18 protein-coding genes are annotated in these 18,043 nt (G+C 43.1%); 5 read left to right on the forward strand and 13 right to left on the reverse strand.

Annotation, left to right across the window (positions count from 1 at the left end):
• Positions 1-386 precede the first annotated feature (386 nt).
• Positions 387-1,262: a DegV family protein gene (locus tag DXB54_RS01035; protein WP_021938150.1), complete on the reverse strand. Its 876-nt coding sequence runs from the start codon at positions 1,260-1,262 to the stop codon at positions 387-389.
• Positions 1,263-1,515: 253 nt separating this feature from the next.
• Here DXB54_RS01035 and malQ point away from each other — a divergent pair, with 253 nt between their 5' ends.
• From malQ to DXB54_RS01055, 4 genes are read left to right on the forward strand one after another with little or no spacing between them, the layout of a single operon-like run.
• Entirely contained in the window at positions 1,516-3,051 is a 1,536-nt protein-coding gene (malQ, locus tag DXB54_RS01040) for a 4-alpha-glucanotransferase (protein WP_021938151.1), read from the forward strand.
• 12 nt (positions 3,052-3,063) lie between these two features.
• Positions 3,064-3,807 carry a lysophospholipid acyltransferase family protein gene (locus DXB54_RS01045; RefSeq protein ID WP_021938152.1) on the forward strand — a complete coding sequence of 248 codons (744 nt, stop codon included), beginning with the start codon at positions 3,064-3,066 and terminating at the stop codon, positions 3,805-3,807.
• Between the two features lie 21 nt (positions 3,808-3,828).
• Positions 3,829-4,395, forward strand: coding sequence for a hypothetical protein (locus DXB54_RS01050; RefSeq protein WP_021938153.1), 567 nt, complete (start codon positions 3,829-3,831; stop codon positions 4,393-4,395).
• Positions 4,392-5,273 (forward strand): CPBP family intramembrane glutamic endopeptidase, encoded by an 882-nt coding sequence (locus DXB54_RS01055; protein ID WP_118693997.1) that lies wholly within the window; start codon positions 4,392-4,394, stop codon positions 5,271-5,273. The genes DXB54_RS01050 and DXB54_RS01055 overlap by 4 nt, the downstream gene beginning before the upstream one ends.
• Positions 5,274-5,297: 24 nt before the next feature.
• Here DXB54_RS01055 and DXB54_RS01060 read toward each other — a convergent pair whose 3' ends face one another.
• The 11 genes from DXB54_RS01060 to DXB54_RS01110 all read right to left on the reverse strand — a co-directional run bounded on the left by DXB54_RS01060 (position 5,298) and on the right by DXB54_RS01110 (position 15,757).
• Positions 5,298-5,936 (reverse strand): class I SAM-dependent methyltransferase, encoded by a 639-nt coding sequence (locus DXB54_RS01060; protein WP_118693998.1) that lies wholly within the window; start codon positions 5,934-5,936, stop codon positions 5,298-5,300.
• 193 nt (positions 5,937-6,129) lie between these two features.
• Complete coding sequence (locus DXB54_RS01065; RefSeq protein WP_021938156.1) at positions 6,130-6,555, reverse strand: DUF1934 domain-containing protein; 426 nt, start codon at positions 6,553-6,555, stop codon at positions 6,130-6,132.
• Complete coding sequence (locus DXB54_RS01070) at positions 6,552-7,613, reverse strand: D-alanine--D-alanine ligase family protein (protein ID WP_021938157.1); 1,062 nt, start codon at positions 7,611-7,613, stop codon at positions 6,552-6,554. The genes DXB54_RS01065 and DXB54_RS01070 overlap by 4 nt, the downstream gene beginning before the upstream one ends.
• 161 nt (positions 7,614-7,774) lie before the next feature.
• The gene (locus tag DXB54_RS01075) at positions 7,775-8,416 is read right to left on the reverse strand and encodes a hypothetical protein (protein ID WP_118693999.1); all 642 of its coding nucleotides are present in this window, start codon (positions 8,414-8,416) and stop codon (positions 7,775-7,777) included.
• Between the two features lie 117 nt (positions 8,417-8,533).
• Entirely contained in the window at positions 8,534-9,796 is a 1,263-nt protein-coding gene (locus tag DXB54_RS01080; protein ID WP_147360995.1) for a hypothetical protein, read from the reverse strand.
• A gap of 359 nt (positions 9,797-10,155) precedes the next feature.
• Complete coding sequence (locus DXB54_RS01085; protein ID WP_118694001.1) at positions 10,156-11,703, reverse strand: spore germination protein; 1,548 nt, start codon at positions 11,701-11,703, stop codon at positions 10,156-10,158.
• 99 nt (positions 11,704-11,802) lie between these two features.
• Positions 11,803-12,465 (reverse strand): GntR family transcriptional regulator, encoded by a 663-nt coding sequence (locus DXB54_RS01090; RefSeq protein WP_118694002.1) that lies wholly within the window; start codon positions 12,463-12,465, stop codon positions 11,803-11,805.
• A 28-nt stretch (positions 12,466-12,493) separates the two neighbouring features.
• Positions 12,494-13,357 (reverse strand): 4-(cytidine 5'-diphospho)-2-C-methyl-D-erythritol kinase, encoded by an 864-nt coding sequence (gene ispE, locus DXB54_RS01095; RefSeq protein ID WP_118694003.1) that lies wholly within the window; start codon positions 13,355-13,357, stop codon positions 12,494-12,496.
• Between the two features lie 2 nt (positions 13,358-13,359).
• Complete coding sequence (locus tag DXB54_RS01100) at positions 13,360-13,926, reverse strand: flavin reductase family protein (protein ID WP_021938163.1); 567 nt, start codon at positions 13,924-13,926, stop codon at positions 13,360-13,362.
• Positions 13,927-14,235: 309 nt separating this feature from the next.
• Positions 14,236-14,715, reverse strand: a complete 480-nt coding sequence (locus DXB54_RS01105) for a DUF4358 domain-containing protein (protein WP_118694004.1) — start codon at positions 14,713-14,715, stop codon at positions 14,236-14,238.
• A gap of 28 nt (positions 14,716-14,743) precedes the next feature.
• On the reverse strand, positions 14,744-15,757 hold the full coding sequence (locus DXB54_RS01110; protein ID WP_021938165.1) for a GDSL-type esterase/lipase family protein: 1,014 nt from the start codon (positions 15,755-15,757) through the stop codon (positions 14,744-14,746).
• 259 nt (positions 15,758-16,016) lie between these two features.
• Here DXB54_RS01110 and DXB54_RS01115 point away from each other — a divergent pair, with 259 nt between their 5' ends.
• Positions 16,017-17,018 carry an aldose 1-epimerase gene (locus DXB54_RS01115; RefSeq protein ID WP_118694005.1) on the forward strand — a complete coding sequence of 334 codons (1,002 nt, stop codon included), beginning with the start codon at positions 16,017-16,019 and terminating at the stop codon, positions 17,016-17,018.
• Between the two features lie 144 nt (positions 17,019-17,162).
• Here the strand turns inward: DXB54_RS01115 and DXB54_RS01120 are convergent, their stop codons facing one another.
• Positions 17,163-17,849 carry a hypothetical protein gene (locus DXB54_RS01120; protein ID WP_021938167.1) on the reverse strand — a complete coding sequence of 229 codons (687 nt, stop codon included), beginning with the start codon at positions 17,847-17,849 and terminating at the stop codon, positions 17,163-17,165.
• Positions 17,850-18,043 lie beyond the last annotated feature (194 nt).

An 18,043-nucleotide genomic window follows, 5' to 3' on the forward strand; every position in this document is an offset into this window, starting at 1 on the left:
GCCATTCAAATATGCGTTTTCAACGCATGGGCACAATCTCTGGGTAACGCCCCCTCGTTTACACTCGGCGGCAGGTCGATTGTGCCATTCAAATATGCGTTTTCAACGCATGGGCACAATCTCTGGGTAACGCCCCCTCGTTTACACTCGGCGGCAGGTCGATTGTGCCATTCAAATATGCGTTTTCAACGCATGGGCACAATCTCTCGGCGGCATATCGTCGGTACCATTTTATATGCATCTACGATGCATGGGTACCTCCTCTCGGCAAAGGGCTGACGCTGCATGTCAAGTTTTCATATAAAACTTGACACAACTGATCGAACATCAACGGGATATCCCACTGAGGGTATTCGTCTTATGTATCTTATTTTTCGGATCACTTTCTACAGATCGTCCCTCACGGTAAATATCACACCGACAACCTTCTCACCGGCATTGGAAGCAATCTCTGCTCCTATCTGGAAATAATCTGTAGGGCCGTATCCCATCTTCTCTGTCATCTTTGCTTCAAGCTCATCGCGGCATACTGTATCCATGCCATACACAAGCTGATATGATGAACCCGGCTTAATATCTGCCATGGTCATCTCCACTATCTTTGAGACAAGCTTCTTCTCGCCACGGCACTTGGCTGCTGTTGCTATGGTATTGTCACATATCCTCATAACAGGCTTCACGCCCAGCGCGTCACCCACCAGTGCTGCCGCTGTAGGTATACGTCCTGACTTGGCAGCATACTTAAGATTATATATACCGAAATAAATCCTTCTCTTACCAAGTATGTCCTTAAGGTAGGCATTTATACTGTCAATATCTTCTCCCGCCTTCACCATACGGGCTGCCTCCATAACCGGATAGCCGTACATTCCTGTGTATCCGATACCGTCATAGCAGTAGATATTGAATCTGCCCTTTGCCTCCGGCACTTCATCATAGAAGTCCTCTATAGCCATCACGGAATTGTTATATGTGGCTGAACCTTCCTTGTTTATACTTACATATACAATGTCAGTGTAACCTTCCTCATAAAATCTCTTGTAAACCTCACAGAAGCTATAGCTTGTGATCTGGGAGGTCTTAGGAATCTCGTCATATCTGTGCATAAGCTCATAAAATCCCGCATTGTCGAAATCCACTCTGCTGGTAAATTCCCTGTTGCCTATTACCACTGAAAATGAAAGTATCTCTATATCCAGTTCCTTCTCTATCTCCGGAAGTATATCACTTGCCGAGTCAGTTATAATCTTGATCTTGCTCATAAGGTAAAACCTCTTCTTCCTCTATTTTCTAAAATATATACAAATTTCATCATAATTAAGGATAAGTGTAATGTCAATAATTTTTGCTGTTTTTAGGATTTCTTTATACTTACACCCAACAGCCTGCATACAGTCCTCAGAATAATAATAAACATTGTAATAATCCTATTTTTTTTGTATAATATACAATGATTGTGTGTTTCTGCAGGCAATTGCACAATAGAAACGCCATAACATAAGAGAGGAAAAAAATATGCTGGAAAACAATGTTGAACAAAAGCCTAAGAGGTATGCCGGAATTCTGTGCCATCCCACATCATTTCCGGGTAGATACGGTATAGGCGATTTAGGCAAGGGTGCCTACGATTTCATAGACTTCCTGAAGAAATCCAAGATCAACCTGTGGCAGGTTCTTCCGCTTGGACATACTGGCTTTGGAGACTCTCCATATCAGCCTTTCTCTGCCTTTGCAGGTCAGCCTCTTATCATAGATCTTGAAGAGCTGATGGAGTTTGGACTTCTTACCGAAGATGACTTCGAAGATATGCCGGAATGGAACCCTGAAAAGGTTTCCTACGGAGATCTCATTCCGTTTAAGACAGAGATGTTAAGAACAGCCTTTGAGAGATTTGCAGATAAGGACTATGAGGACAAGATGTCCGCTGACAAGAAGATCATGACAGAGTACAGAGCCTTCGTGAAGAACACATTTTGGCTGGCAGATTATGCACTGTTCATGGCAGGCAAGGACTACCATAAGGGTATGCCATGGTACATGTGGGAGGATACACTCAAGGCTCCTACCGCTGCCCAGAAGACAAAATGGATCAAAGAGCTTAAGACAGATATTGAGTACTACGAGTTCATACAGTTCCTGTTCCACAGACAGTGGACCGCTCTCAAGGAATATGCAAATGAAAATGGCATCAGCATAGTAGGTGACGCTCCTATCTTCCTTGCATGGGACAGTGCCGATGTATGGTGCAACCAAGATCTGTTCCTGCTGGACTCAAAGGGCTATCCAACAGAGGTTGCCGGAGTTCCACCTGATTATTTCTCAGCTACCGGACAGTTATGGGGCAATCCGCTCTACAACTGGAAGAAGCACAAGGATACAGGCTATGCATGGTGGATAGAGCGTGTGAAATACCAGCTCACCATCACAGATTTCTTAAGGATCGACCACTTCCGTGGCTTCGACAAGTACTGGGCTATCCCTTACGGTGAGGAAACTGCCGTAAACGGTAAATGGAAGAAGGCTCCGGGAAGAGATTTCTTCAAACATCTGGAGGCTGCCTTAGGTAAAGACATGCACATTATCGCAGAGGATCTGGGGGAGATCGACGAGCCTGTTATCAAGCTCCGTGACGCCTTCAATCTTCCGGGCATGAAGATACTCCAGTTTGGATTTGAGAATATCAACGACAATGATTTCCTGCCACACAATTTCATAAAAAACTGTGTATGCTATACAGGAACTCACGACAACGATACAACCCTTGGATGGTACACAAAGGTACATGAGGCTGCCAAGGATAAGCTCAGAAGATACTACAGCACAGACGCCAGCGATATATGCTGGGTTATGATCCGCGCCTGCTTCGGTTCCGTTGCAAATATGGCCATCGTGCCAATGCAGGATGTTCTGTGTCTGGGTTCTGAGGCAAGACTCAACACCCCTGGTGTAGGTGAAGGTAACTGGGCATGGCGTTTCAAAAAGGATGTCTTAAGTGACCATCTGGCTGCAAGGCTTGCGGAGACAGTAAACCTCTACGGCAGAGACCAGTAAAAGGAGTTATATATGAGAACAATTATTGCGGCAATACCTGCCATACTGGGTATAATCCTCTGCTTCCCATATCATCTGTACATCAGTCATGTGGCGAAGAAGGATCCTCAGAAGGCATATTTAAAGGCATACGGACTTGTACGCAGATTTTTTAGTATGGTCCTGTTCCTGTCAGGCTGCAAGATGACAGTTATAGGCAAGGAGAAGCTCCCCAGGGATGAGGCTGTCCTATTCGTAGGAAACCACCGGGGACTGTTCGACATCCTGTGCTGCCACAACGCTTTCGGTGTTCCCCTGGCATTCATGTCCAAGGACAACATCAAGAAGGTGCCTTTACTCACCCATTACATGGATGACATGGGCTGTACATACCTTGACAGAACAGACATCAAGAAAGGACTTGAGACAATTCTCCAGTCTGCCGACGTAGTGAAATCAGGACAATCCATGATGATATTTCCTGAGGGAACAAGAAACAAAGGTGAAGAGCTGCTTCCATTCAAAGACGGTGCATATAAGATCGCCCAGAAGGCGGGCGTCAAGATCGTCCCTGTATCCATATGTGGAACAGACAAGATGATGGAAGCAAATAAACACCATCTTATACATGGTCATAAGGTTGTGATCGAGATCTGCGACCCTATCTCCATAACAGGTATCACACCAAAGGAAAGGAAAGCGGTGCTTGAAACAATACCTGGCATTATTCAGAGTGCGAGAGACAAAAATCTTCCTCTGACAGAGAAAAAGAAGTAAATTTTTAGGAGGACACAAATTATGAAATGGTGGATAATCATGCTCATTATCGTGGCTGTTGCCATGATCATCATGGGTGTGCTGTACTTCATAGGCAAACGTCTTCAGAAGAAACAGCAGGTCCAGAAGGACGCCATAAGAGAACAGGCTCAGAAAGTTACAATGTTGGTTATTGATAAAAAAATGCTGCCAATGAAGGACGCGGGACTACCTAAGATGGTAATGCAGCAGACCCCTAAGCGTTACCAGAAGGCCAAGCTTCCTATCGTAAAGGCTAAGATCGGTCCACAGATCATGAACCTTATCTGTGACGACGGAATTTACGATGTAATGCCTGTAAGAGGCGAGGTTAAAGCCATGGTTTCAGGTATATATATCACTGAAGTTAAGAACGTCCGTGGTAAGATCGTAGAAAATCCAAAAGAGAAGAAGTCTCTTGGATCAAAAATGCGTGCAAAGCAGCGTAAGTACCAGAACATGTACAACGAAGAGGTTAAGGCTCAAGAGTTAAGCAAGGAAGAGAAGGCTGCTGCCAAGGCTAAAGCAAAGAAAGAAAAGGAAAGGGCAAAGAAGATCCAGAATTTATGATGAAGTACAGATTTAACGTTGCTATGTTCATATATATGTGTCTTGTTCCTGTGGCATGTATCATGCTCCAGGCTATCTCAAGCGCACTCGTATACAGTATATGTAACGACAGCAGCACTCATCTGACACCATACATATCTTTTCTTGCCTATGCCTTATACATAGCTCTGTTCGGATACGGCTACTACAAACTGGTGAAGCCTGTGGATATATCTGACGACAGACATAAGCATAAGCTTTTATTATTCGAAGGAGAACCTGTCATGGTTCCCCTTCGTTTTTTTGCCATTATAATGTGCGGCTTCCTGTTCCAGGCATTTGTCACAGGAATATTATACTGTATCCAGTACAACTTCCCACATGTCCTGGATGACTACAACAGAATGGTTGCCGACAATTTCGCTGCAGATAACGGTTTTCTCCAGATCCTTACCGTCATCCTCCTTGCCCCTGTAGGTGAAGAACTGGCGTTTCGAGGCCTTGGACTGGCATTTGCATTTAATATATTTTCCCCTAAGACCTTTGATTTCACCCTTAAGCCGGAGGAAATGTTAAGGCTATGGAACGGAGAGAAGAAAGACAAAAAAATAACTGCTCCAAAGCTTGTAGCAGTTATCTTCACAGCACTTTTATTCGGTGCCTACCACGCCAATGTGGTCCAGTTCTGTTATGCATTTCCAATGGGCATAATATTTGCTCTTATGGCAATATGGTCAAACTCCATCCTGCCATCCATAATACTTCACATATCTATAAATACCTTCTCATACCTTATGCCGGACATTATGTTCAACACACCGGTGACCGCATATATCACCGTGGCAACCTCATTTGTGCTTCTGGCCATTGCATTAAGGCAATCATATAGAGCACTTTAATTTCACAAAGGCTGTTGATCTACCCTACAATCCCAGGAAGCCCTTTGACAGGTGGTACACGATCACCTTCTCATCATGATCCTTCTCATAGTTTGAGAGCTTTATGAACTTCTTCTGTATGAACATCTTGCTTTCTCTTATGACCCGGAGATACTGATATGTCGGATAATAAACCAGCAGATTTATATCTCTTGGATGTGCCTTCGCCGACTCCATGATCTTTTCTATTACTTCCCTGAACACTTCATGGGAAAATGGGTTAAAGAAATAAAAGTAGTTGTCCTCCGGGGAGATCTGGTAGTCAAGAGCACTTACATTGTAGAACTTCATTCTGTCCTCCTGCTCGAGGAAGGTTCCCTGATAGCCCTTTACATTCTCCATAAGCTTTCCGTATATATCTGCATTTCCCTCTATACCGGTAGTCTTGCAGTAATGACGGTTATTTGCATAGAAAAGTACTCTGCCCAGACCGCAGCCATAGTCCACAAGTGTATCCTCCGGCTCCATGGGAACCTCATTAAACAGCTTCACCAGATCCTTATAATATGTAGCCTGATACAGGCTGTCCCCTGTCTCGTCAAGCTTCTGCTCAATATCCTCCACCATATCCTCCATAGTCCTTATGCAGAGGAAATCATCAAACTGTTTGTCGTATTTATCCATATAAATTCCCTTCTCTTAAACATCCGGCAAACGGACATCATTACAATAAATAGAGCAGCAACCATTTAAAATTGCCTACGGCAAGGGTTGCTGCAGCGTAACGATGTCAGAGACATCATTACAATAAACAAAATTTCAGCCCTTCAAATACATTATAATTGAAGGGCTTTCATTTTCAAGTATTCCAATATATCTACAGATATGTAACTTCAAGTGCCAAGCTGCTCTTGGTTATATAATCCATCTTATAGTCTATAAGATAGTCAATATCCACCTTCACACCCTTGTCATGCTCATTAACCTTATAGCTTTTTGTTGTTATGAACATATTCACCGGACCTACCGGAGTATCATAGTAAACAGACGCGCTCTTGCCCTTGACGAATTCCATCATGGTGCTTACAGGTCCTTTCTTAACCATATTCATACTCTTTTTATTAAACTTCAGAAGATTTTTCGCCGGCTCATCCTCACCTTCAAAGTATTCATCATACTTCACATAGCACATGTCATCCTTAACATAGTACTGCCCGGTGGTCTCCAGCTCAACTACCTCCGGCTCTGCTGCGTCAGGAAGCTCCCTGACTCCCACAAGCCTTATCTTAACATCCTTTATCATCTTTCTGTTGCCATTTCTATTAAAGTGCTTACCAAAGTTTCTATATCATATCCCTCTGCGTCCCAGAGCATTGGATACATACTGATGGATGTGAAGCCCGGAAGTGTATTTATCTCGTTAAATACAACCCTGTTGGTTTCATTTTCAAGGAAGAAATCAACTCTTGAAAGACCAAAGCCGTCAAGGGCATTGAATATCCTTACAGCCTTCTGCTGTATCTCTGCTTCCTTCTCCTCAGGAATATCAGCTCCGATAACTGTCTTACTGTCTGCATTATTGTACTTCGCGTCAAAATCATAGAAATCTGCTGAGGCTGCTGCCAGGATCTCTCCTACGCATGAAGCCTTGGTATTCTTGCCATATCCAAGTACTCCGCACTCAAGCTCTCTTCCTACGATAGTTTCCTCCACAAGGATCTTGCTGTCATACTTCACAGCCTCATCCAGTGCATCCCTAAGCTCTTCTCTGTTGTGTGCCTTTGACACACCCTTTGATGAACCTGCCTTAGACGGCTTTACAAATACAGGATATGGAACTCCTGCCTCAACTCTGTCCATGGCAGCCTCGATATCATCAAAATCATCGGCAAGAACAGGAACGAACTTAGCCTGATCCACATCTCCAAGGTGATCAACGATAACCTTTGTGAAGAACTTATCCATTGACGCCGCTGACGCCATAACTCCACAGCCCACATAAGGTATGTGTGCCATTTCAAATAATCCCTGTATTGTACCGTCCTCACCAAACATTCCGTGAAGTACAGGGAAAATAACATCTATAGTCTTAGAGATTATACCCTCCTCTGATCTCAGTAACAATTCTCTTGATGTATCAGGTGACAGGATTGCTGATACCTTACTGTTCTCCCAGCTTCCGTCTGCAATACTGTCGATACTGTCAGCAAGAAGCCATCTTCCATCCTTTGTAATACCCACAAGTGTCATATTGTATTTCTCCAGATCACATGCCTTTGCAACGGTCTGTACTGATACACAGCTTACATCATGCTCTGATGAGCGTCCTCCGAAGATTACTAATAATTCCTTCTTAGCCATTTTTACAAGCTCCTTTTAATTATGGTATATTCATCCGGCTTACCTGCCTAAACTGCCTTGGATTATACCACAATAGGGAAAAATATACAATAAAGTTCCTTTTCTGTTCCATCACTGTCCTGATTTATAACATCCAGGAAACTGTCAATAGTATATCAAGGCTATTTCGACAGCACAAGCTTTAACATAAGTGTTTCATAGTAGCCCGCCTCATACTGAATACCATTTACACTGCACGCCGGCATGTACTTATACTCGAATACCGGCTTACACTCTACGTTTATACCGTACTCTATTGCATATTCTTCTGCACTTTTTGCAAGATACTCGAACTTCATTATAAGTGTCTTTCTCATTTCATCCTTGGTAAGCCTATCCTGATAATCCGTACCAAGCTCTGATGCAAGGCAGGTCATAACATATTCCCTTGCCCCGCTGCAGAACTGTCTGTAATCGTCTCCCAGTCCCAGATCCCCATCCTCAGCCAGAACCCTTATCATTATGGCCTTCTTCTGCTCTAACTGCTTGATCTCTTCCGGGTCTGCGGTCTCCTCATATCTCACCTCGCTGTCAAGAATATCCTGAAGTCCCGCAATCTCATCTATATTATCATAGTAGGAAGAAACCTCGGCACTGTCCACACCATTTGCACTGTTCACACTATTTATACTGCCCACTGTCTCTGCCATTTTATTTTTCAGATCATCATAGACTTTTTTTCCATAACTTATCTGTCCCACCAGGGCACCACCCACAACCCCGAACAAAACCCCCAATATACCGGCTCTTATCATTCTCCACATAATCACAGCTTCCTTTCATTGAACATCAATCTTTTCTAAACCTGACCATCGGCAAATGTATGCCATAGCTTTTCCTCGACATATAAAATGCCGGATTTTAACTCTCGGCCTTTTCTGTCAGTCGTTCTTTATTGCTGCCACGACTCTTCCCTCATAGTGGCTCTCAAGATACTCCCTTATTCCAGAGTCCCCTGCCTTCTCCTTAAGGTTACTGCACACCACAAGCTTCATATAATTCTTAGGTATAGCCTTTAGTGCCTCGGAGACCGCGTAGTCTACATCATTCTCGGAAGCCACTACGATATATTCAATATGGCTCATATCAAGACTTCTCACATGCCCCCTGTTGTACTTCTCCACCGCACTGTTGATACTCTTACTGGTGGTTTCATATACCGACTCTTTCACCAATCTGTTCTCAGAGTCATCAAGCTCCTCAGATACAAATGTCAGTGCGTACTCATCGCCCTTCTTATCTATCTCGATAACTCTCAGATAATCCACCTGCTCCACTGATTTACCGCCGCAGCCGGTAAACACCAGTGCCATACACACCGTCAACACACAAACCATAAATACTGTCAGTATGGATGATGCCATGCCTCTCATGTCCGGCCTGTCTCTCACGGCTATCCATGGTATCAGTACAGACATGGGAAGATCTATGATTCCCAGGTATACCAGAAACAGGTAAGAAATCTTTATGTCAAAATTATTCCCGGATATCTCCAGAACTATCCACAATCCTACTATCAATAAAAGCGGTACCCAGCCAGCCTTCTTCTTGTTGTTCGCGGTCATTTCAGTGTCGTTCACGCCTTCACCCCTCCAATCCATGCTTTCCCTTATGAACAACAGGAAGGATGAAATGATCCCTATACACCACACAACCGTAAGATACATGAACAGTGCCGAAAGGTTTGTGCTCCTGCTTCCCGGCAGGATAAGTGCCGATACTATATTTAGTGGTGTCTTTGTGCCGTTTGCCAGGCTTTCCTGTCCCAGAAGATTTATCACCAAAAGAGATACAATTATCCCGGAAATAACAGGTATTATCAGGCTGTTTCTGACATATCTTTTCAGTCCACCCCTGCTTCTGTAGCCTATAAACATAATTGCTTCACCTATACAAAAGACAAAAAAACACCCGTACCCTTGCTTTATTGCCTGGATTATTGCGATGCACAGACCGTTTTCACGGCTCATGGACATCATTGCCAAAATGTCATTTTCCCCTTTATATTCTGTTGTCAGGATGATTTCTATAACTACAACTCCTATACAGATCGCCATAAGGGGAAATACCACCGAGCTAAAGCTGTGAAACGCCTTCTTTCCCTTCACAGCCAGATACACAGCCAGAAAAAATACAGCCAACATACCGGGATATACGAGGCTTTTATTTTCAAACATATGATTTAAGAGTTTTTTCAGGATGTACATTAAAAATGCAGCTTTTATGACACTTCTCGTCACATTATTCCAACAAATAAGTGATTTAATTCTGTTTTTTACTTTTTTGTTGTTATTTTTCTTTTCTGAAAGTTCTATTTTTTCAAGGTTTTTATACACAATATGTTGTATGCTCACATAAATCAACGCGAAGCATAGCATTGATAAAAGTGATATAATTAACCAATTTCCATGATTTTTGCCAAAGAAAATGAGAAAAAAATATATTGTCAGAGGAAAAGCCGCCGCAAATCCTAACCCAAGAGTTGCTTTGTTTCTAAAATAGCTCACTTACTACCTCCCTTTGACCGTCTACGCAGTCTGACCCGTTGACGCCTGTCTGCGAATTCCGGTCTGAAAAACATAGAGATGATAGGAGCACGAAGAACGAAATCCTTGTACGCCTGAGTGTCACATCTGTCAGATATAAGAGGGGACAGGTAAGGTACACCGAAGCTCTCAATACCGGACAGATAAACAATGAGGAACATCATAAGAATGTAACAGCCGAATATACCAAACAGTGCACCGAATATTATGGCGACAAATTTAAACAATCTGAATATAGAAGCAAAGGCTTCATTGGGAATTGCAAATGAAGCTATGGCAGTGAGGGCAACAACGATCACCACAATGGTAGATACAATCCCAGCTTCTACAGCAGCCTGCCCCACAATAAGCCCCCCAACAACACCAATGGTATTTCCAAGCTTTTCAGGAAGCCTTATACCTGCCTCCCGAAGAAGCTCAAACAAAAGCTCCATAATAAGGACCTCCACTACAATAGGAAAGGAAAGATTGCTTCGGGCATTTGCAATGGCATATAAAAGCTTGTCCGGAAGCATTTCCCTTTCAAAGCAGGTGAGGGCAATATATATACCCGGTAGAAATATGGCTATAAATGCCGCCGCATATCTGATGATCCTGGCAAATACCGCCACAGGCCACCTGTTGTAATAATCATCGGCAGTCTGGAACAGTGTATTCATAGTGGCAGGAACAAGCAGTACCTCAGGGGAATTATCGCAGACTATGGCTACTCTTCCGTCAGCAATAGCTGCCGCCGCCTTATCCGGTCTGGTGGTTGACTGGAATACGGGAAAGGGATTATACCACTTCTTCTCCATCAGATGTTCCGCCATGGCACTGTCGTAGATAGCGTCTATCTCATAGGCAGATATCCTCTCCCTTATACCATCAAGAAGCTCTTTTTCTGCCAGATCTTCTATATACATAAGGGCATAATCCGTCCTGCTTCTTCTTCCTATAACTCCCTGCTCCACCTTAAGTCCTGTATCCCTTATCCTTCGCCTTATGAGGGCAGTGCTGGTACGAAAGCCTTCATTAAAGCTGTCTCTGGCACCTCTCATTCCACTCTCCACACTACTTTCATCTATTCCACGAAGGGGAAACTTCTTGGTGGATACTATAAGAGCCTCTGTTGCCCCGGATACAAATACTGCCGTGTCCCCCTTCATGGCCGCCCACACAGCATTGTCAAAATTATCTTCCTTTGTTATATCCGCCGTCTGGGCACCGTATTCCCATATAAGGTTCATAAGATCCGGCGAAACATTGTCACGCCACTCCCAGGTAAGGGGCTTTATTATGGTCTCCGATACAAACTCATTGTTGCAGAGTCCGTCTATATACAGAATATAAATATCTCCCTCGCCCCCTGCCATAGGAAGATGGAGCTTTTTCTTAACCACATCCCCGCAGCCGGAGAATATACCCTCGATTCTGGCTACATTCTCCCGGATATCCTTACTTATATATAGAGAGCCTCCGTCTATGGAGCTTATATCTTTATTTTTCCGGATCGACGTTTCCATATGAAGCCTCCTTACATTAAAATTAAAAAACAGATACTAAATCCTAAATTTAGTATCTGTCTTTAAATATTTTTTATTCTGTTATTAAACTTTTTATTCTCACTGGCTTATATTCTTTATTACTGTCTGTTCCTGATCGTATATATGCTGTCTTATAAGCTGCTTTGCCAGCTCCTTGTCTCCCGTAAGAACAACATTGGTTATTGCCTCATGCTCTTTCACCAGCTTATCATGATAATCAAAGTCTCTAACATACTCAACTCTGTATCTGTACACCTGCTCACGAAGATTCTGGGCAAGATTTACAAGTCTTGAATTGTTGGTAGCCTCGAATATTACATCATGAAAAGCTTCGTCGCTCTCTACAATAGCCGGAACCTGCTTGGAATTAACAGCCTCCTTGAATAGAACACAGGCTTCCTGTAATTTTTCTCTGCCTTCTTCAGTAATCCTGTCACAGGCAAGTCCTACTGCCAGCTCCTCCAGAGCCATTCTTATCTCAAGAGCATCGCACAGATCTTTTTCTGTGATCTTTGCCACCTCTACGCCTCGTCTCGGCACTACTACCACGAGACCCTCAAGCTCCAACATTCTTATGGCCTCTCTGACAGGAGTTCTGCTGACTCCCAGTTTATTTGCAAGGGGTACTTCCAGCAGCCTTTCCCCCGGTTCAAACTCACCATGGACTATGGCGTCCCTCAAAGCCCTGAACACAACCTCTCTTAAAGGAAGATAACTACTCATATCCAGTTTTAATTCCATCCTACGTTTTCCTCCTTAGAACACTTACCTAAACATTATACGGCTTCACAAGGAATATCTGCTTTGCCTGGTCATTTTCCTTTATATATCTTACCGTATCCATTGCTTTAGCTTTATCATCATATATTCCGAACACAGTAGGTCCGCTTCCTGTCATCATGGCATTCAACGCGCCTCTGTCCTTCATGGCTGCCTCAAGGATATCTATCTCCTCATGCTTTCCTGCGGTCACCGGTTCAAGGACATTTCCCATTCTGTCCGTAACACCCTTAAGGTCACCTGCTTTAATGGCTTCCACCATGCCGTCAATATCCGGATGTAATGTATGCTCATCAAGCACCAGTCCACCATAGGCTTCCTTAGTGGACACGCTTATCCCCGGCTTGGCAATAAGTATATAGCAGTCAGGCATTGGTGCAAGTTCTGTAAGCTTCTCACCTATTCCCTCTGAAAGAGCAGTTCCTTTCATTATACAATAAGGTACATCTGCTCCAAGCTTCACTCCAAGCTCCATAAGCCTGTCCCGACTTAATCCCAGGGCAAATATCTCATTCATGGCAACCAAAGCCGCTGCTGCGTCCGCGCTTCCCCCTGCCATACCGGCAGCAACAGGAATATGCTTCTCAAGACTTATGCGGACACCTTTTTTTATATCATACTCATCCTTCATGAGCCTGCATGCCTTACAGATGAGGTTGTCCCCATCCAGTGGAAGAAATGCAGCATCAGACTTCAACTGTATCACATCTTCATCAATGTCTTCGAATTCAAGCCTGTCACAGACCTCCACAGTCTGCATTATCATCTTCACCTCATGGTATCCGTCAGGTCTTTCGCCTATAACATCCAACCCAAGATTTATCTTGCCATGTGCATATAACTCAAGCTTCATCTTTATCCTCTCTTCTTCACTGAGTAACCAAACTTTCCGATCTTCTCACCAAGGTTAAAATATTCTCCGTGGGAATATGCCACAAGTCCTGTGGAATTAAGGTTAAACTTACCTGTCTCATCCATGTATTTATCATCGACCTGGACGCCCACAACCTCGGCAAGGAACATGTCATGACTTCCAAGAGGGATCACCTGTTTAACCTTGCACTCGATATTTACAGGGCTTTCAGCAATTCCCGGTGCCTTGACATTCACGCCAGGACACTCATGAAGCTTCATCTCCTTAAACTTATCTACATCTCTTCCGGACTTGACACCACAATAATCTGTAGCATAAGCAAGATCTTCAGTTACAAGATTGATAACGAACTCTCCTGTTTCCTTTATTATATCGTATGAATAACGCTCAGGGCGTACAGATATGGACACCATTGCAGGCGAGCTGCACACTGTTCCTGCCCAGGCAATAGTCACAATATTTGCTTTCTCATTTTCCCTCTTACATGATACCATCACCACCGGCAATGGATATAACATATTTCCCGGTTTAAATAATTCCTTTCCCATGTCTTAAGTTCCTCCTGATCTTATTTTTAATATTCCGATTACATTGTGCACCTGTATGTACAGCCCCCAGGCTTCCCCGGTGGCCTATATGATCAAGTGCCGGCTATGGTATATTACCCAAATATTCGATTCTCTCTGTTTTTTATCCTATTCACGCCGGCAAATAATATGCACACACTTCTTATATATAGTACTCACATCTTTCCACTTGTGTCACAAAAATATCAATGGGCAAGCATAATTTCTGAATTAAATAGTAAAAGGAGGTATATATATGCCCCCCTTTTACTCCCATCATGTATAATCCACTTACTTAAAGTACTTATCTATAACCGCTGAAACAGCATCCTTGTCATCAGCGATACAGAATACCACGTATTTGCCGCTCTTCTTGATGACTGCCTTGTCAACTCTTGATACCTCTTCAGGCTTGTAATCCTGCCAGGTCTTATAATCATCTTCTTTTCTCTCTTCTGCCGCTGTAAGGAGCTTATCTGCATCTGCATCTGTAGCTCCCTCAAATATAACGACTTCCTCTGCTGTAGCACCTGATGAGAAATACGTAACAGCGTCAGCTATCTCTGCGTCACCAACTGAATACTGGGAAATCCCCTTATCCTTGTTGATCTCAGCTATATCTGTGAAATTGCCGTTATCAACTATCTCTTTTGCTACTGAGTGAATGTCCATTGATACATCATCTGTCTTCTTCTCTTCCTTTGATCCACAGCCTGCAAATCCTGCAAGACACATTGCCATAGCAAGGCAAACAAGTAATTTCTTCTTCATCTTTCTTATACCTCTTTAAAAATATAATTTACTGAGCAGTCTTTCGCACATAAGTATTCTTTCTTATATACTCCAGTATCTTCTCATTGTAATTCTTATCACAATGTACTCCATCGGTACTTGCCTCCTCCGGGAGTGCACCATCAACTGTTACGGCAGATGCCGTATCCAGATATATTACATCTCCAAACTCCTTACACATATCAAGGAGCATTCCGTTGTATGTGGTTATCTTGGAATTATTGATGTTCTCATCTGACGCTGACTTAGACGCAGATACCGGAAGAATACTCTCAACCATGATAACTGCATTCGGTTGTACTTTCTTAACCTCTTCTATAAATGTTTTATAGTCATCAATAAATACCTCAGGATATAACCATCCCAGCTCATTCATTCCGAAGCCGATATATATATACTTATATTCCTTGTATCCCAAAGCCTCTATAGGTGTTACCGTGGTACCGTTTGCAAGCTTGACAATATCATTCTCGAGAGCCTTGCTGGCTGTAAGTCCCTTGTCAGCCATGATAGCCCAGTTATTCACATCACAGTAGAACGCCAATCCCTCTGTTCTTGAATCACCGATAAGAGCAACCTTGTCAAAATATGCATCATCAGTTACATTTCCCGGTTCAAATATAGCATCGTCATACCAGTCGCTGCCCTTTGATGAAAGGTCAGGATTTGTTACATTAATACTATCAGCCCTGGCAGCTTCAGCAACATCCACACCGGCTGTCTGCTCCTCTGTGGAAGCGTCTGAGCCGTCCGTTACAGCTTCTCCTGTAGTATCCTCACTGCCTGTAGCTGCCTCAGAGGTTGTATCTCCTTTCTTATTATCTACGGCTTCTGTAGTCTTATCAGCACTTTCGCCCCCAAATATTCTCTTAAAGTCGCCTTTGTATTTTGTTGCAAATATTATTATAGCAAACAAAACAAATATTCCCGTAACAGTAGCAACTCGGATCCTTATCTGTCTCTTTCTTCTTGCTATCGCTCTCTGCCGCCTGATATAATTGGGATTTTTCTTATCAACCATCTTTTTTCCCTCTTACCATATAAAACTTGATACAATATATCAAACAAATTTATTCTTGTATACATCAACGTATGAATTTTATCACACCATTATGAACAATTCAAGGTTGGTACATTAAATATATAACATTTTACAACATAATTACACAGCCAAAAATGCGAAATTTTTCCTGCCTTTTCTGCCGTATAAACTAGACATGAAAACCATATCGTGATAGTATTTTTATGTATATATAACACACACAATCAGGAGGAACGAAATGTCAACTATTGCAGAAGTAATTGATTATAAGGGGGCTGAAGCCATAGAGCTCCGTGCAGGTGATTACCACGCACTTATCGCACCATTTATCGGAAGTAACATAATGAAGCTTGAAAACACAGCCATGGATGTTGATTTCTTTAGAAATGATCCTGCGCTTACACCGGAAGTCCTTAAGTCTCAGGCAGAAATATGGGGTATGCCTACTCTTTATCTTCCTAACAGATTATCTCATGGCAATCTTAAGACCTCTGACGCAATATACCATTTTCCATGCAATGATCCGCTTGGCAACCACCTTCATGGTTTTCTGCACCTAAGAACCCACAACATAGACAGTGTTACAACTGATGGTGACAACGCTGTTGCGAAGACTTTCTATGTATATGATGAAAACGACGAGTTCTTTGAAACATACCCAGTAAAATTCAGGGCAGACTTCACATTCACTCTCACCCCCGGGGGAATGAACTATGAATTTACCCTTACAAATCTTTCAGACAAGCAGATGCCTTATGGTGTATGTAACCACATAGCCATCAAGGGACCTTTCACATCAGATGGTGCCGGTGCCAATGTAAGACTCCGTGTTCCTGTAGGCGACAAGTGGGAGCTTGACGAGCACTGTATCCCAACGCTTAAGCACCTTCCTTTCACTGCTTACGACCAGATGTACAAGGAGGGCGATATGGTTCCTGTTCTCCAGGATATCGACAACGATATGTACACTGCCGAGATGGGCGAGTTAGACGGCAAGCCTTTCTACGGAGTTGTTGTTACCGATAAGGTAAGCGGCAAGCGTATCTGTTATGAAGTAAGCGATGTCATGAAGTTCTGGATCATGTGGAACTACAACGGAGATAAGGGCTTCTTCTGTCCCGAACCAATGAGCTGGCTCATTGACGCTCCAAACCTTGATGCTGATCCTGCCGTAACAGGCTACGTGGAACTGGTTCCGGGTGAGAGCAAGACATTAAAGGAAAGAATTTTCTGTATGTAATTATTGTAACGATGTCTGTGACATCGTTACAAAAGGCACAGCCTGCGGAATAATTATCCGGCGGCTGTGCCTTTTTATTGATCTTATTAACTTTTCTAAACCTTTTCAGGTATAAGCTTGCAACCTGTCTGAACCAGCTCCGGCTTATTCAGCGGTTCCGCCTACATACCACTTGCCATCCTTCTTGTAGGCAACAAGCTGCATATTCTCGTCTTCATCCTGGCTCTCACCCATGTAGCTTGCCTTTACATTTACTGTACAGTCATATACATAAGCTGCTGAGATCTTTACATCCTCGCCGTCATAAAGCTCATCCTTAATAGACTCTATAAGTGTCTTATCACCCTTCTTTGCATCACCGATATCGTATGTAATCTCAAGTTCAATTCCCATACCTTCCATAAGGGCAAATGACTGTGTTAATGAGTCAATCTCCTCATCGTCTGTCACATCAGGATCCACTGTCTTGGCAATAGCGTCTGCATCCATGTTTGACAGACCCTTTAAGAATGCCTCAACCTGGCTCTTACCGTTTCCACCGCCAACAAACTTGATCACAAGAAATGCACCCACTGCAATCACTGCAACAATAGCAATGATAGCGATTATCTTACCAACCGGTGACTTCTTAGCCGGTGCTGTTGTCATACTCGGATCCATCTGATATACTCCCATATCTCCTCCGAATGAAGGATCAAATCCCTGATTCTGCATATCCGGCTGTGGCTGTACAGGCATATCCTGTGCAAGATTATATCCTCCCACCATAGTGCCGCACACCGGGCACTGACCTGGCTGATCCATGTTATTACCGCAATTTGGACAATTCATACCTATTTCTCCTCCCTGATTATCCTTTACTAATATACTTCTCATTCTTGAATTCGTGAAAATTTTGTGAATGGTGCTATCATTTTATCAGAAAATGTCTGAATATTCAAGCATTATAAAGTACTGTATAAAAAACATCAAAGTTACCAACCTCCACTGACTATATTGCACAAATTTTAAAATTCCATATATCA

This window comes from Coprococcus sp. OM04-5BH, from assembly GCF_003482105.1.
In the GTDB taxonomy this organism is placed as follows: Bacteria; Bacillota; Clostridia; order Lachnospirales; family Lachnospiraceae; genus Coprococcus.

Coding starts and splice junctions, on each gene's coding strand:
- DXB54_RS01035 (WP_021938150.1), bottom strand. CDS start 1,262: ATGAGCAAGATCAAGATTATAACTGACTCGGCAAGTGATATACTTCCG.
- malQ (WP_021938151.1), top strand. CDS start 1,516: ATGCTGGAAAACAATGTTGAACAAAAGCCTAAGAGGTATGCCGGAATT.
- DXB54_RS01045 (WP_021938152.1), top strand. CDS start 3,064: ATGAGAACAATTATTGCGGCAATACCTGCCATACTGGGTATAATCCTC.
- DXB54_RS01050 (WP_021938153.1), top strand. CDS start 3,829: ATGAAATGGTGGATAATCATGCTCATTATCGTGGCTGTTGCCATGATC.
- DXB54_RS01055 (WP_118693997.1), top strand. CDS start 4,392: ATGATGAAGTACAGATTTAACGTTGCTATGTTCATATATATGTGTCTT.
- DXB54_RS01060 (WP_118693998.1), bottom strand. CDS start 5,936: ATGGATAAATACGACAAACAGTTTGATGATTTCCTCTGCATAAGGACT.
- DXB54_RS01065 (WP_021938156.1), bottom strand. CDS start 6,555: ATGATAAAGGATGTTAAGATAAGGCTTGTGGGAGTCAGGGAGCTTCCT.
- DXB54_RS01070 (WP_021938157.1), bottom strand. CDS start 7,613: ATGGCTAAGAAGGAATTATTAGTAATCTTCGGAGGACGCTCATCAGAG.
- DXB54_RS01075 (WP_118693999.1), bottom strand. CDS start 8,416: ATGTGGAGAATGATAAGAGCCGGTATATTGGGGGTTTTGTTCGGGGTT.
- DXB54_RS01080 (WP_147360995.1), bottom strand. CDS start 9,796: ATGTTGGCTGTATTTTTTCTGGCTGTGTATCTGGCTGTGAAGGGAAAG.
- DXB54_RS01085 (WP_118694001.1), bottom strand. CDS start 11,703: ATGGAAACGTCGATCCGGAAAAATAAAGATATAAGCTCCATAGACGGA.
- DXB54_RS01090 (WP_118694002.1), bottom strand. CDS start 12,465: ATGGAATTAAAACTGGATATGAGTAGTTATCTTCCTTTAAGAGAGGTT.
- ispE (WP_118694003.1), bottom strand. CDS start 13,357: ATGAAGCTTGAGTTATATGCACATGGCAAGATAAATCTTGGGTTGGAT.
- DXB54_RS01100 (WP_021938163.1), bottom strand. CDS start 13,926: ATGGGAAAGGAATTATTTAAACCGGGAAATATGTTATATCCATTGCCG.
- DXB54_RS01105 (WP_118694004.1), bottom strand. CDS start 14,715: ATGAAGAAGAAATTACTTGTTTGCCTTGCTATGGCAATGTGTCTTGCA.
- DXB54_RS01110 (WP_021938165.1), bottom strand. CDS start 15,757: ATGGTTGATAAGAAAAATCCCAATTATATCAGGCGGCAGAGAGCGATA.
- DXB54_RS01115 (WP_118694005.1), top strand. CDS start 16,017: ATGTCAACTATTGCAGAAGTAATTGATTATAAGGGGGCTGAAGCCATA.
- DXB54_RS01120 (WP_021938167.1), bottom strand. CDS start 17,849: ATGAATTGTCCAAATTGCGGTAATAACATGGATCAGCCAGGTCAGTGC.